The organism is Acinetobacter sp. X9 (assembly GCF_054889255.1).
In genome coordinates this window covers 685472-699668 of the sequence record NZ_CM142679.1, presented here as the reverse complement: position 1 = coordinate 699668, position 14197 = coordinate 685472, and the positions used below count along the sequence as shown (strand labels likewise).

At 38.1% G+C, this 14197-nt stretch carries 13 protein-coding genes; 3 read left to right on the top strand and 10 right to left on the bottom strand.

Going from position 1 to position 14197, the window contains the following annotated elements:
- Nucleotides 1-52 precede the first annotated feature (52 nt).
- Nucleotides 53-631 carry a DJ-1/PfpI family protein gene (locus ACYU0V_RS03475; RefSeq protein WP_216076521.1) on the top strand — a complete coding sequence of 193 codons (579 nt, stop codon included), beginning with the start codon at nucleotides 53-55 and terminating at the stop codon, nucleotides 629-631.
- A gap of 79 nt (nucleotides 632-710) precedes the next feature.
- Here ACYU0V_RS03475 and ACYU0V_RS03470 read toward each other — a convergent pair whose 3' ends face one another.
- Together ACYU0V_RS03470 and ACYU0V_RS03465 are read right to left on the bottom strand one after the other, a co-directional pair.
- Nucleotides 711-1229: a hypothetical protein gene (locus ACYU0V_RS03470; protein WP_445405761.1), complete on the bottom strand. Its 519-nt coding sequence runs from the start codon at nucleotides 1227-1229 to the stop codon at nucleotides 711-713.
- A gap of 83 nt (nucleotides 1230-1312) precedes the next feature.
- Nucleotides 1313-2380, bottom strand: a complete 1068-nt coding sequence (locus ACYU0V_RS03465) for a DUF1176 domain-containing protein (protein ID WP_461849054.1) — start codon at nucleotides 2378-2380, stop codon at nucleotides 1313-1315.
- A 124-nt stretch (nucleotides 2381-2504) separates the two neighbouring features.
- On the opposite strand from ACYU0V_RS03465, the gene ACYU0V_RS03460 reads away from it, so the two are divergent.
- Nucleotides 2505-3254 (top strand): DUF4850 domain-containing protein, encoded by a 750-nt coding sequence (locus ACYU0V_RS03460; protein WP_461849053.1) that lies wholly within the window; start codon nucleotides 2505-2507, stop codon nucleotides 3252-3254.
- Between the two features lie 43 nt (nucleotides 3255-3297).
- Here the strand turns inward: ACYU0V_RS03460 and ACYU0V_RS03455 are convergent, their stop codons facing one another.
- The 7 genes from ACYU0V_RS03455 to ACYU0V_RS03425 all read right to left on the bottom strand — a co-directional run bounded on the left by ACYU0V_RS03455 (nucleotide 3298) and on the right by ACYU0V_RS03425 (nucleotide 11731).
- The gene (locus ACYU0V_RS03455; RefSeq protein WP_461849051.1) at nucleotides 3298-5346 is read right to left on the bottom strand and encodes a M13 family metallopeptidase; all 2049 of its coding nucleotides are present in this window, start codon (nucleotides 5344-5346) and stop codon (nucleotides 3298-3300) included.
- Between the two features lie 266 nt (nucleotides 5347-5612).
- On the bottom strand, nucleotides 5613-6806 hold the full coding sequence (sbmA, locus tag ACYU0V_RS03450) for a peptide antibiotic transporter SbmA (protein ID WP_461849049.1): 1194 nt from the start codon (nucleotides 6804-6806) through the stop codon (nucleotides 5613-5615).
- Between the two features lie 238 nt (nucleotides 6807-7044).
- On the bottom strand, nucleotides 7045-8280 hold the full coding sequence (locus ACYU0V_RS03445; RefSeq protein WP_461849047.1) for a threonine ammonia-lyase: 1236 nt from the start codon (nucleotides 8278-8280) through the stop codon (nucleotides 7045-7047).
- 203 nt (nucleotides 8281-8483) lie between these two features.
- A complete protein-coding gene (locus tag ACYU0V_RS03440; RefSeq protein WP_033850753.1) occupies nucleotides 8484-9458 on the bottom strand; it encodes a patatin-like phospholipase family protein in 975 nt (324 codons plus the stop codon).
- Nucleotides 9459-9628: 170 nt separating this feature from the next.
- The gene (locus ACYU0V_RS03435) at nucleotides 9629-11104 is read right to left on the bottom strand and encodes an alanine/glycine:cation symporter family protein (protein ID WP_005064394.1); all 1476 of its coding nucleotides are present in this window, start codon (nucleotides 11102-11104) and stop codon (nucleotides 9629-9631) included.
- Nucleotides 11105-11203: 99 nt separating this feature from the next.
- Nucleotides 11204-11344, bottom strand: a complete 141-nt coding sequence (locus ACYU0V_RS03430; RefSeq protein ID WP_086265163.1) for a hypothetical protein — start codon at nucleotides 11342-11344, stop codon at nucleotides 11204-11206.
- A gap of 183 nt (nucleotides 11345-11527) precedes the next feature.
- Nucleotides 11528-11731, bottom strand: a complete 204-nt coding sequence (locus tag ACYU0V_RS03425; protein WP_005064392.1) for a hypothetical protein — start codon at nucleotides 11729-11731, stop codon at nucleotides 11528-11530.
- Between the two features lie 510 nt (nucleotides 11732-12241).
- On the opposite strand from ACYU0V_RS03425, the gene ACYU0V_RS03420 reads away from it, so the two are divergent.
- Complete coding sequence (locus ACYU0V_RS03420) at nucleotides 12242-12949, top strand: nitroreductase (RefSeq protein WP_199977930.1); 708 nt, start codon at nucleotides 12242-12244, stop codon at nucleotides 12947-12949.
- A 25-nt stretch (nucleotides 12950-12974) separates the two neighbouring features.
- Here ACYU0V_RS03420 and ACYU0V_RS03415 read toward each other — a convergent pair whose 3' ends face one another.
- Nucleotides 12975-14189 carry a multidrug effflux MFS transporter gene (locus tag ACYU0V_RS03415; protein ID WP_461849043.1) on the bottom strand — a complete coding sequence of 405 codons (1215 nt, stop codon included), beginning with the start codon at nucleotides 14187-14189 and terminating at the stop codon, nucleotides 12975-12977.
- Between the last annotated feature and the right edge of the window lie 8 nt (nucleotides 14190-14197).

Below are 14197 nucleotides of genomic sequence, written 5' to 3'. Positions count from 1 at the left end.
TAATTTAAATTAAGAATTTAGATAACTTATATTTTAAAAAGTGAGATAAATCATGTCTAAAAAGATTTTAATGTTGGTCGGTGACTATGCCGAAGACTATGAAACTATGGTTCCTTTTCAGTTTTTAACTGGTTTAGGTTATACCGTACATGCTGTTTGCCCGAATAAAAAGAACGGCGACCATATTGCGACTGCTATTCATGATTTTGAAGGCGAGCAAACTTATAGCGAAAAACGTGGTCACAACTTCGCGATTAACTATGATTTTGATGCCATTAATACCGAAGACTATGTAGGTCTAGTGATTCCTGGTGGCCGTGCACCAGAGTATTTACGTATGAATGAACGTGTTATTGAAATTGTACGTGAGTTTGATAGAGTGAAAAAACCAATTGCAGCTGTATGTCACGGTGCTCAGTTACTTGCTGCGGCAGATGTGTTAAAAGACCGCCTTTGCTCAGCTTACCCAGCATGTGCGGCCGAAGTAAAACTGGCAGGTGGACAATATGCAGACATTGCCGTGACTGAAGCCGTTACAGATGGACATTTAGTGACAGCACCAGCTTGGCCTGCACATCCAGCTTGGTTAGCTCAATTTGTGAAAGTTTTAGGGGCTACAATTACGATCTAAAGAGATCTCTTTATCCCAAATACAATAAAGCCTGCACTTAGATAGCAGGCTTTATTAATAAAATAAAAAAACTAGATTTTTATCTTGTAATCCCTAATTTATTCCAAATCTCTGGTGTTAAAAACGTCGTCACTAATTTATTTAAGTCGATATAACGCAATGTGCCCTGCAACTGCTGTTTAACGGCCGGGTCTTTAACAATATCTTCACCCGCACTTTGACCTAACTGTTGAAAAGCTTCTCCAACTGCTTTCACACCTTCAGCCTGAATCACAGCTTTAGTTTGGGTTGAACATTGCTCAACAATCACACGTTGTAAAACCTGTGCCAGTTTTTGATCTAACTGATCCTTTTGCTCAGGCGTTACATTACTAAATGCTTTTAAATCGGGATGAGCTGCTAAAGCCGTAAATGTCCATTGAAGTACAGTAGTTTTGTCAGAGGCAGTTGTTGCTTTAACCAGACAGTCACTTAACTGATCAACCGTTGGGCCAGCCATCGCAATTTGGGTAGTTCCCAACACTGCAGCAGCCACACATATTGAACGACTCAGATGTGAAAACTTACGGCGAGCAATAGTGTAAAGATGACGTGACATAGGTCTAGCTCCAATAAACAATCTGTTCTTTTTATCACAGAGTCACTAAAGTTACCTGTTATGACTCTGTAACCGCAAAATACTTATTTCACCACAGACTCTATTCGATCAAGCTCCCACACCCCACCTGCTGCCAAGCCTTTGCACATACCTGTCCACATATTCTTAGTATGCACAAAACTCTTGCCATCCCACACCCATTCTTCACTTACCCAGCAGTCTCCAATGCCTCTTCCCTTTTGAGCACTACTGATCATACCGCTATCAAAATCTGAAGCAGACTCAGTCACAAATGAGGCCTTATCATTTAAGGATTCATCTAGTACCCAAGCACCATATCCTTCGTTATAGGCGCCTCTCCAGCACAACGTAGTCGCCAAAACTTTCTTATTGGTTAGTTTATATAGCTCAATTTTCTGTGGTTCAGCTCCATCGCTATTACCACCATAAACACCTTCACAAAAGCCGTCTTCTTTCGGATTCGGTTTCGCAGCCATCAAACTACGGTATATTGCTTGGTACTGTTTACTCTTAGGCTGTAAAGTTAAATAAGGTTTGTTTGAAGTCTTAATACGTTTAACAAGTAGTTTTGGCTCAGGCATAAGCACTTTGGTTTCATTGGCGCTGCCTTTTTTAACCAAAGCCCCAACAGTTCCGATACGCTTCTGAAAATCATCCATTTTTAATAACACAGCGGTCATTCCAGCATCGGAAATTTTCCATTCATGCTGCGCATTTTTAAATAAAATTTCGGTCTTCTGTTTGGATTGCTGTAGTACAGCATTGACTTGCGAGCTGTTGAGTTTACCCATAAGTGGTAACTCAGTACCATCTACACTCACAGCGCCTAAATCTTTGCCATTTATATAAAAATGAATATTTTTAAGCTGGTTTGCTGGCATGCTTTGTTCATAGTCTGACAAAGCAAATTCAATCTGCACAGGTTGTTTTGGGCCAGCTTTACGTGTTAATAAAATTGAAGCAGGATTGTCACCATTTTCCTCGTTTTGATAACCTGCTGCCTTACAGGTGCCTGTATTACTGCAAGAGATTTCCCACTCTTGGTGAGAAAATGAAATACCTTTGATTTCTTGAGCAAAACTATAAGAACTTATTACTGCCAAACAACCAATTGAAAGTATATTTTTCATTTTTTCATGTCTCTACACGTCTGTTTTATTATGAAGTTAACAATAGCGTTAAATTTTGAGTTACCGTCTAGTTTAAAAGAATATGTTAGATTTATATAAGATTTAAATTGATTACTTTCTAAAAATGAAAAAACTGAATTTTTTATTATTTACTGCATTTACCTGTCTAACCTCATCTGCTTATGCAGAAGTAAAAAGCTTTACTCCCCATTTCCCCAAATTTTATAGCTCTGCTGCGACCCGCAAAGCAGATAATCAGTTCTATTCTCTAGGAGAGGCAAAATTTTTAAACGGTATTACAGTCCCTTTTTATGGTGTTACAGCACAAAGTCCCACAGAGAATGGTTTACTTAAAGACTTTGAAACCTGTAGACCTAAAAGTTGCCGTTTTAATTTTAAACTTGATGCTCAACATGCCAAGCAACTCAAGCTTCTTACATTACCTGAAACAGGTTTAGTACTTGTTCCCAAAAATTGGCACGACGTGCAGGCAAATGCAGGTGCAAATGGAACTGGTTTTGCTCTAATAATGAGTCCAGATCAGAAGCAAGCAATAGAACTTTACGACTCTTCATTTTGCGTTGGATGTGGCTTACCCAATGCAACGCTTTATTTTCCTGAGCTATTAAAAGAAAGTCTGGAAAATGAATTTGGCGGATTTAAAGATCCTAAAAAACTCATCCATATTGTTCACCCATCTAAAAAAGTGGCTTTTTTTAGTTATCAAATTCCACAAGTGAACAATAAAACCCATGGCATTGCCAAATATTATGATGAAGACACTTTTAACTATAAAGAAATTCAAGTCACCTTAGATAAATCCCAACAATCTTTAGTTGGCCCTATCCTTAATTTTTATAATGCAACGCACTAATCCAATACTTAATAAGAAAACCCGCTTTCGCGGGTTTTCTTAATCACCAAATAGTTACCCGCTTCTCTGGTGGTAAATACATCTGATCATCTTCGTTTATTTTAAAAGCCTCATAAAATGGTTTTTGATTCATTAAAGCTCCATTGCCACGCACTTTATCAGGGGAATGAGGATCAGTTTTTAAATAGATAATCGCTTGAGCTTCGCGGGTTTTCGCACGCCAAACTTGAGCCCACCCCATATAAAAACGTTGCTCACCAGTCCGTCCATCAATTACAGGGGCTGGCTTACCATCTAATGCAATTTGATAAGCCTTATAGGCAATTGCTAACCCGGAGTTATCTGCAATATTTTCCCCTAATGTCAATTCACCATTAACATGATAACCAGTAATCGGTTCATAACGATTATATTGTTCAATCAACGCTTGTGTTTTAGCTTTAAAATGCTGATGATCTTCAGCATTCCACCAGTTTCTCATATTGCCCAATTCATCAAACTGACTACCCTGATCATCAAAGCCATGACTAATTTCATGGCCAATCACAGCACCTATACCACCATAGTTCACTGCATCATCTGCCTTTATATTAAAAAAAGGTGGTTGTAATATCGCTGCTGGAAATACAATTTCATTCAATGATGGATTGTAATAAGCATTCACCGTTTGTGGTTTCATATACCATTCATCACGATCAACCGGCTTACCCAATTTATTAAGTTCATATTGGTATCTAAACTCACTTGCACGAATTATATTTCCAACTAAATCATTTTTAGCGATGTGCAGACCAGAATAATTACGCCACTTTTTTGGATAACCGATCTTTATTGACATGTGAGAAAGCTTTTTACGAGCTTGTATTTTCGTCGCAGGACTCATCCAGTCCAATTCTGTAATGCTTTGGTCATAAGCACGAATCAGATTTTGAACCAATAATTCCATCTGTTGTTTTTTCTCAGCAGGAAAGTATTTTTCAACATACAGTTTGCCAATACCATCTCCCAGAATCTTATCAACAAGCTGTACACCCCGCTTCCAACGTGTTTCTTGTTCAGTAATATCTCGAAGTGTCTTGTTATAAAAATCAAATTTATTATCTACAAAAGCGCTATTTAATAATGGAGAAAAATTATTTATCAAATGCAATTTAAAATAAGCTTTCCATATATCTAAGGGTGTATCTTGAATAATTGTATTTAAGCCCTGAAAGTAGTCTGGCTGATTTACCTGAATAGTATCAATTTTTCCTTTTAATTCAGTTGCAGTTAGATAACCTTGCCAATCAAATGCAGGGGTCAATTTATACAAATCTGCGAGTTTATATTTATTGTAGCGTTTTGCAAGATCGCGGTTTTGAACGTTGCTCCACTGTATTCGTGCTAACTGAGTTTCAAGTTTTAAGATTTCCTGAGCATGTTGCGCGGCTTGCGAGTCTCCAGCAAGTGTTAAAGTTTTTTCAATATACTTTAAATACTGTGCACGAGTTTCAATAAATTTTTTATCATCTTTCAAATAATAATCACGGTCAGGTAGACCCAAACCACTTTGCTCCAACCCAGCCACCATTTCAGTAGATTGTTTCATATCCTGTTCAATGCTTAGACGGATTGGGCTATTGACATCAATACGAGCAAAATGTGCCATTAAAATTGCAATTTGATTCTTATTTTTCAATTTATCAATTTGATTTATCTCATTTTTTAGAGGACTAACACCTTGCTTCTCAATACTTTTTTCATCCATAAAGCTAGCATATAGAGTAGCTATTTTCTGCTCTAAACTACCATCCACCCACTTTTGACCAGATAGCTCTTCTACAATTCCATGTACTTGGGTGATTGATAACTCACGGAGCTGATTAAAAGCTCCCCAACTTGCTTTATCAGCTGGGATTTCAGTATTTTTTAACCAAATACCATTTACATGTGAATAAAAATCGTTCTTTTCATTAATAGAGGAATCAATATATTGTTGATCTATACCTGATATTTTTTTGATTTGAGAATTTGTTACTAATTCCGCACGTACCAAATTAGCAGAAGTCATAAGTGCAATCGTAAGAGCACTTTTAAGTAAAATAGATTTCAAAGACTTAACCTCATATTTAAATATTTAATGATCTAAAACAATGGTTTAAAGTGATTATTTTTTATTAATTAAGCGAATGGCAAAATTAAAACCAATATAGAAGCAAGTTTTATACCGCGAAAATATAATATTTTCAAAAATATATTTTTATATAAATCAAAATTATAAACAAAGAAACTTACCAAATCTTTTATTCTACTAAATACTTAATATTCTAAAGATGCCTTGACTTGAACCAAGGCATCTTACAGAGCGATGATTACTTTTTAATTTAAAATTTTCTCAAATATTCTTAAACGCTTATAAATTGAAAGCAGTTCAATAATCGTTTTCCATGAACTAATTAAATATTGGAATGATTCACGGACTTTATCAAAAACATTACTAATTTGCGTAATTAAGCCTAATGTCATTTTGCCTGCTGCAATAGACGGAAATAAAACAACCAAGCTATATAAAATATCTAATTGTAGATACCAGATACTGACTAGGTTGAAATAAGAGTAATGAAGGTATAATCGAAAATAATTAAATCTGACTTTTGAGAATAATTCTTTTAATGTCTTTGGCTGTGCCCGTTCTTCATAGTCTTCGCCATAAACCAACTCTTTACGATAAGCCGCTTCTACCTTCTGGTTATTAAACTGTAAACCAGGTAATTTAATACCAACAACCATTAATAGAACAGTACCAAAAACAGCCCATACAATTGCAGCCCAGACCAATGAATGATCAATTTCACCTACAATAGGTAGTACTTTAACTTGTTTAGAAAGTTCAAAAAGAATAGGTAAAAAGGCAATTAAAACCATTATAGCCTTAACAAAATTTACTCCCAGATCTTCTAAAACAGAGGCGAAACGCATGGTATCTTCTTGAACACGCTGTGAAGCCCCCTCGATATGACGAAGCTTTTCCCAATGCTCTGTGTAATATTCATTCATTGCTGTACGCCAGCGGAATACATAATGACTAGCAAAAAAAGCATTAATAACAGCTAAAGTCACACCGACCATCGCAATTAAAAGAAATGTAACTGTTCCCATATAAAGTTTATTAATATCACCACCACCGTGATCTAACATACTTTGAATGAGATTATAAAAAGGCCCATACCATGCATTAACAGCTACACTAACCTGAACGCTAAACCAGATATTGAATAAAATAAATGCGGAACCCCACACTGACCAACCCTGCCATGGATTATTAGAAACAATTTTCCAAAATCCAGCAAAGAGCGCAGTAGAGACTAAAAACCAGACATAAAACCATAAGAAAGTTGGAGACCAAAAACGGCTCACACCCACTGGTAGTTGAGCATCATGATAGCCTTGAGGAAACCCGATAAAAGTTCCCCACGTGTTTCCACCTGAATACCAGAGCACCATATTGAGCGCGATCCAAATGACCGCAGATATAAAGAAATACCTTGGTGATGGAAAAAATGATTTGAACATTGAGCGTGGATATCCCTATATTTCTTCAAATTTACAATGAAAGGAATACTAAAACCTAAACCTTAAAATTGTGAAGGGTAAAGTTTAGAGAATTGTCAGTTTTTCCTGTTCCATTGAAGGATTTGATCGTTTTTTTGTAAATTAATCCCTTTTTTGGCAATTTAATCCATTTAAATTACCTTGTATATGACTCTTGATAGAGCCATATACAGCTTTTATAACACAGTGATATCAGAGATTAAATCTCTTCCTTACGAACAATATAGCCTTCTAATTGCATTGCTTGAATAAGCAAATCTAGGTCCGAGGCACTTTTTAATTCGACATCAACACTCACAGCGCTTTCTTTGGCACGGCTTGTTGCCGCAAAGCGTTCATGACGCAGCTCATAAATATTACCGCCCTGCTCAGCAATAATGGCTGTTAAACGAGCTAAGGCACCCGGATTATCAGGTAATTCAACACGAATACGAACCATACGGCCTGTACGAGTTAAATGGCGTTGTAATACAGAGACCATAACACGTGTATCAATATTGCCACCTGACAGAACCACACCTAATTTATGACCTAAAAACAGATCAGGGCGCGACATAATTGCAGCAATACCTGTTGCCCCTGCTCCTTCACATACTGTTTTTTCAATATTAAGTAATAGTGCAATAGCCTCTTCAATCATGTCTTCAGTGACAACGACAATGTCATCAACATGTTCTTTAGCAACTTGGGTCGTAAGCTCACCTGGAGTTTTTACCGCAATACCTTCAGCAACTGTAGAGCCCATTGAAACGGCATGTTGATAATTACAAAGTAGTTTTGCCATACTTGGGTATACAACTGATTGCACCCCAATAATTTTAATTTTTGGATTGATCGCTTTAGCAGCAATTGCAATACCAGAAATTAAACCACCACCACCAATTGGCACAACTAGAATATCCAGATCAGGCACAGCCGCAAGCATTTCTAGCGCAATGGTTCCCTGACCTGCAATAATTTCAGCATCATCAAATGGGTGGATAATCGTTAAAGATTCTTCTTGTGCAACACGGTGCATTTCAGCAGCAGCTTCCGAAAAGTCCTGCCCATGCAAAATAACGCGTGCACCATACTCACGTACTCGTTGTACCTTAACGTTTGGTGTCGATTTCGGCATCACAATGGTCGCGGTCACACCTGTCCGCTGAGCGTGGTAGGCTACACCTTGGGCGTGGTTGCCTGCCGAAGCTGCAATAACACCATGTTGCTTTTCTTGCTCAGATAAACACAACAGTTTATTTAGAGCCCCCCGCTCTTTAAATGAAGCTGTAAATTGTAAGTTTTCAAATTTCAACCACATCTCAGCCCCTAAGGTTTTAGAAATGGTTTCTGAGAAAACAAAGGGAGTTTTTACAACTAAACCTTCCAAACGCTCTGCGGCAGCATGAACATCATCTAATGTTGGAAAGCCATTTTTAACCTGTTGCTGTATCATTTATCCAGTCAGCCTCAATACACTACAAATCAATTATTTTTAAAAAACGGCAACAATATTTCATATTGACCATTAGAGTTTTCAGCATATCCAACATGTCTCTAATATACAAAAAATTTTATTCCAAAAATTGAAGATTTAGACTTCCATAAAAAAAGCCCTTTGTGGGCTTTTTATTTAATTTTCAGAATATTAACGTTTATTTATTGGCTTTGAGCACTCAAGCCTTCCGTAGACATATTGTGTTCAGCTATTTTTTCATCAATAGCAAACTGAATATCAGAAAGCTTGGCATTAGCTGCATCTATACCAGATTTCATAGTAGCTTCACGGCCTTTGACATCAAAAATATGTGCTTTTTCTCTTAAATCTGGCTGAATAACAACATCTGCATATTGCAATTCTTCTGCTGCCAAACGTCCTTGCATAATATTAATATTCTGATTAAACAGTCCCCAGACATTCGAAGTTTCTGTGTAAATAGGTTGAGCTAGAATATCAACTGCAATAATGACATCAGCACCTAAATCACGAGCCACTTCAACTGGCACAGGACTCACTAAGCCGCCATCAACATATTCAGATTTACCAATTTTAGTCGGCACAAACATACTCGGAATCGAAGCAGAGGCTCTCACGGCTTGCCCAGTATTGCCGTAGTTAAATACGGTCTTAGTGCCATGCTTCAGTTCAGTTGCCACCACATACATTGGAATCTTCATTTTTTCGAGTGGCATATTATTTACTTGCTGGTTAACGTAGTTCTCTACTTTTTTGCCATCAAAAAAGCCTTTTAAACCGATACTAATATCACGGACATCGCCAGCTTTCATTTTTAAGGCAGTATCACGCAGTTCAGCAGGTGTTTTACCACTCGCATAAATTGCCCCAACAATACTACCCGCACTCGTACCTACAATAAAATCTGGGCGAATACCATGTTGTTCTAAAACTTCAATCACCCCTATATGAGCATAACCTCGTGCCCCACCGCTACCCAATACAAGCGCAACAACAGGACGTTTTTGCATTTTTTTAATTCTTGCAAAAGGTTGATCGACAGGACGAGCATAAGCTTCTGTCGTTTGCGGTTTTAGAGCAGCAGACAAGTGTGTGGTGGTCTGGCATCCTGCCAACACCATAGAGAGTCCGAGAACCCACAATTTAAGCTGTTTCATGGCCCATCTTCGCACTATGAGGTTTAAGTTCGGATTGCAATTTTAGTTGCTACTTTCGTGAAAAGCTGTAGTGAATTTATTTAATTTGTCATGTTTAAAATTTAGACTCAAGTATTTTATTCATCACCTACATGAAAAAGGCCCCTTATGTATAAGAGGCCTTTTGAAAATTACCAGATATCTGAATCAACTTTTTTCTTCAATTCCGGATACTTGTCAATTTTAAACTCAGGCTCTTTGATGCCTCGTTTCAATTGCTCACGGTAATCTTTTAACAAAGTACGTGCCATTGGCGTTAACAGTAAGATCGCAATCAAGTTAATGGTTGCCATAATACCCATAAATAAGTCAGCCATAGACCAAACGAGTGGAACACTACCGATTGCACCGAAGTACACCATCACCAATACGAAAATACGGAAGATGAACATGACTTTCGGGTTGTTATTAATAAACTGTACATTACCTTCTGCATAGGCATAGTTACCTAGTACAGCTGAATAACAGAATAAGAATAATAGAACAGCTAGGAAATCAGATCCCCAATGCCCAACTTGAGTTTCTAAGGCACGTTGTGTTAATTCAACACCAACAAAACCTGCGTCTTGGTAAACGCCAGAAACTAAGATGATGATTGCGGTACTTGTACATACAATGAACGTATCTACGAATACACCAAGCATTTGTACTAAACCTTGGTTTACAGGATGTTTTACATCAGATGCAGCAGCTGCGTTTGGCGCAGAACCCATACCTGCTTCGTTTGAGAACAAACCACGCTTAATACCTTGCATCATTGCCATAGATACAGCAGCACCAAAGAAACCACCTGCCGCAGCATTGAATTGGAAAGCTTCAGTCACAATCAGCTTTAAAATATCCGGCAAAATTGCATAGTTACTAATTGCAATATAGAGAGCAACGGCTAGATAAAGTCCCGCTTTTAAAGGTACAAACATCTCCGCAAATTTAGCGATACGCTTAATACCACCAAAAATTGCCAATGCAACCATAACGACAAGCGCAAGACCAACCCATGAAATTTCTAGATCAACCCCACCTAAATGAGCAATAAGATTAGCTTTGTCCCAACCCCAAGCATGTGAAGAAGCATTAGCAATCGCATTAATTTGGACTGAGTTGAATACAAAACCATATGTAAAGATGAGTGCTAGTGCGAAAACCACACCAAAGGTTTTACTGCGTAAACCTTGGGTAATGTAGTAAGCTGGTCCACCGCGAAACTGTTTAGACTTGCTATCTCTAACTTTAAAAAGCTGAGCAAGTGTAGACTCAATAAAAGCAGAACTCATACCAAGTACAGCAGTTACCCACATCCAGAACACAGCACCAGGACCACCAATTGCGATCGCAATTGCCACACCTGCAATGTTACCCACCCCAACACGGCTCGCAAGACCCGTTACAAACGCTTGGAAAGGTGTAAGTCCATGCTCATCTTCGCCTTCTGTACGGCTGCTTTTCATGACACGGATACTTTGCAAGAACATGCGAATCTGCACTGCCCCTGTTAAGACCGTATAAAAAATACCGACAGCCAGCAAGAAAATAACCAGAAAATCCCATAAAGGATCATTAAAAAATTGTACCCACGACATCAGTGTGGCATTGAGTTGTTCATTCATACTCGGTCCGCTTACGTTCTTGCTAATGTGCTAATAGCACAAGCCAAAATACTGCAATAAACAAAAAAGCCCCTCAAAATAGGGACTTCTTCAGTACATTTAAGAAAAAACTTTTAATGTCACTTGAATAGCAATTAACGTCACAAGTTTAAGCAACATAATGCCCAGCACTAAGCCTTTGAAGGTCGCATGAGAGAAAGCACCCTTCAGATAAAATGAATTCATCGCACCACTGAACATATTCCCATTTGGGTGAACAGAATGCATCGACTCGGCTACAAACTTGGAAACTAACAAATGACCACCGCTAAATCAGCTCGCTTAATGATTCCCATCAATTAATCGAGTTATAAAAATCTGGATTTAAGCCAATAAGCATATTTACATATACTTGAGAGCGAATGTCTAAAATGGATATGAATTTCAAAGACTGTAACGAGCCATCGCCATAACGCGGCTATCTGCGCCCTTTTCCCTCTGATTGGAGAAGAGTGCATTTAGATCTGTACCAAGCTGTTGTATTTCTTGTGGCTCAGTAGTTGCGTGAGTTACGTTCATTTTCATGGTTGCAATGGTAATCGCCAATCCTTGTTTCATGAACTGCTTGTTGATGAGCGGTAAACTCATGTAAAGCTCCTTATTCCTCGTGTATTTCTCCATTTCTACATCCAAATCCTTTTTGTAAAGGGATTTTGTATGCAGCCATTTCTTTCCTAACATGAGTATGGAGAAATCATACCTGCGTAAAAAAGTCGGTATTATGCAGAAATTTAAAATTTTGTGTATGTTTTTCATTAAAAATTTATGTTATTTCCGATTATTTTTTATCCAAAATCATCTGTTTTGTACTGTTTTTAAACATATTATACCTTTTTTTCAATTGAGTGATTTTTAATCCAACTGATGCTATAAATTTATTTTTATAGTCAAAAACATCATACTTTTTTGTCTATTTAGATCTAAAGTGGCATATTCACATTAGAGTTAATTAGACATTATATCCAAACTAAACACATCATCATATCTTTAAGGATATCCCTTTTCTAATATTTTTTGCTTATAAATGAAGTACTTTCAAAACATGAAATTAAACTTCAAAAAAGTATGAAGTATTTAAGAAAAGATATAGGAGTACGCATGAATCTGGAACAAGTTCGTCTCGTTGATGAAGCTATCACTTCTCGACATTCTGTCCGCGCTTTTTTAAATACTCCAATTGAGCCAGAAGTCATTAAAGATATATTACGAGTCGCAAGTCGAGCACCTTCTGGAACGAACACCCAACCATGGAAAGTCTATGTGGTCACAGGTAAAAAGCGTGATGAAATAGTTGAACGTGTCTGTGCTGCACAAATTGAAGTTTCAAAAAATCCTGAACTTGCAGAACGATATAAAGAAACTTTTGCCTATTACCCAGAAAAATGGATATCCCCTTTTATTGACCGCCGCCGCGAAAATGGTTGGGGACTCTATGGTTTACTCGAAATCAAAAAGGGCGAAAAAGAAAAAATGGCTGAACAGCAGCTACGTAATTTTAAATTGTTCGATGCACCAGTCGGCCTTTTCTTTACCGTAAATAAAACTATGGGAATCGGTTCTAAAATGGATATCGCAATGATGATCCAAAACGTGATGGTCGCTGCCAAGGCACGTGGCTTAGATACATGCCCACAAGCAGCTTGGAATCATTTTCACCCTATTGTTTTAGATATAGTGGGTGCATCAGATGATGAAGAACTAGTATGTGCAATTGCGTTAGGCCATGCTGACCCTAATCATATTGTAAATACCTTTATTACACCTAGAGAACCTGTTGAAAATTTCACAGTTTTTCTAGACGAATAAGCTATAAGTGGCCATTCTCTAAAAGCTATGAGAATGGCTTGGTTTCGACCTGTTGTGTCGCTTTCAAGACGACAATAAAACCACTTAGTGTAAATAACACCATCATCACCCCCATATTGAGCGATGCAGACCAAATCAGGAAGTTAAGAAGCACGCCACCTAAAAGGCCACAAGCGAATTGCATACTTCCCATAATTGCACTTGCTGTTCCAGCGCGAGCACCTTGTTTGGACATTGCTAACGCCATCGCATTTGGGCCTGTTAAACCAATGCCTGAAATAGCTAAAAACAACCCTACCATAACCAGCCATAAAGGCGCCGCAGGAATTAAACCCGCAATAAATACAATGGTGGCTCCAGTCACTTGCACAAGTGAACCCGATTTTAAGCGTTTGGTAATTTCAACACGTGTTGTTAAATGCTTGTTTAAAGAAGAGATTAACATAATGCCAAAAGCATTTAGTCCAAATACGTAGGCAAATTCTTGCTGATTAAGCCCGTACTGATCCATAAAAACCGCAGGCGCTGAGCTGATATAGCAAAATAATGCAGCCCCTGTTAAACACCCTGCAAACATAGGTAAGCGGAAACTCGCATCTTTGAAAATAGCTCCATATAAAGTCACCACTTGATAGAGCGATAGCTTAAGCCTTTTATCATTTGCCAGAGTTTCCTTAAAAAAGAAATGTACACACAGCCAACACAGCGCCCCCACAATTGAAAGTGCAATAAAAATAGCCTGCCAAGGGAACCAAATTAAAATCCATGCTCCGATCATAGGAGCCAAAATTGGTGCAAGCCCCATGACAATCATCATGCTTGAAAAAGCTTGTGCAGAGCCTTGTACGTCCAATTTATCGCGTATTGCCGCACGAGCCATGACTACGCCAACACAACCACCTAAGGCTTGTAAAATACGGGCAGCAATCAAGCTCCATTCATTAGTAGCCATTACACAAAATAAGCTTGCGACTGCATAAAGCGCGAGGCCAAAGTAAAGTGGTTTCTTTCTACCGATACGATCGCTTAAAGGACCATAAACCAACTGCCCAATGGCTAAACCAAAAAAATAAGCTGGTAGTGTATTTGCCACCATTTGCGTACTTACCCCAAAATCATGGGCCATTTGTGGTAACGCAGGTAAGTACATATCAATGGATAACGGCCCTAAAGCCGTAAGTAAAGCGAGCAACATAATCCAGCCAATAGAGTATTGACGCTGGGCTGTTTGTTCAGACATAACGATAT

Bases quoted from the DNA above. Each gene is read 5' to 3' on its own strand.
- ACYU0V_RS03470 (WP_445405761.1), bottom strand. From the start codon at position 1,229: ATGTCACGTCATCTTTACACTATTGCTCGCCGTAAGTTTTCACATCTG.
- ACYU0V_RS03420 (WP_199977930.1), top strand. From the start codon at position 12,242: ATGAATCTGGAACAAGTTCGTCTCGTTGATGAAGCTATCACTTCTCGA.
- ACYU0V_RS03425 (WP_005064392.1), bottom strand. From the start codon at position 11,731: ATGAGTTTACCGCTCATCAACAAGCAGTTCATGAAACAAGGATTGGCG.
- ACYU0V_RS03465 (WP_461849054.1), bottom strand. From the start codon at position 2,380: ATGAAAAATATACTTTCAATTGGTTGTTTGGCAGTAATAAGTTCTTAT.
- ACYU0V_RS03435 (WP_005064394.1), bottom strand. From the start codon at position 11,104: ATGAATGAACAACTCAATGCCACACTGATGTCGTGGGTACAATTTTTT.
- ACYU0V_RS03440 (WP_033850753.1), bottom strand. From the start codon at position 9,458: ATGAAACAGCTTAAATTGTGGGTTCTCGGACTCTCTATGGTGTTGGCA.
- ACYU0V_RS03475 (WP_216076521.1), top strand. From the start codon at position 53: ATGTCTAAAAAGATTTTAATGTTGGTCGGTGACTATGCCGAAGACTAT.
- ACYU0V_RS03445 (WP_461849047.1), bottom strand. From the start codon at position 8,280: ATGATACAGCAACAGGTTAAAAATGGCTTTCCAACATTAGATGATGTT.
- ACYU0V_RS03415 (WP_461849043.1), bottom strand. From the start codon at position 14,189: ATGTCTGAACAAACAGCCCAGCGTCAATACTCTATTGGCTGGATTATG.
- ACYU0V_RS03460 (WP_461849053.1), top strand. From the start codon at position 2,505: ATGAAAAAACTGAATTTTTTATTATTTACTGCATTTACCTGTCTAACC.
- ACYU0V_RS03430 (WP_086265163.1), bottom strand. From the start codon at position 11,344: ATGTTCAGTGGTGCGATGAATTCATTTTATCTGAAGGGTGCTTTCTCT.
- sbmA (WP_461849049.1), bottom strand. From the start codon at position 6,806: ATGTTCAAATCATTTTTTCCATCACCAAGGTATTTCTTTATATCTGCG.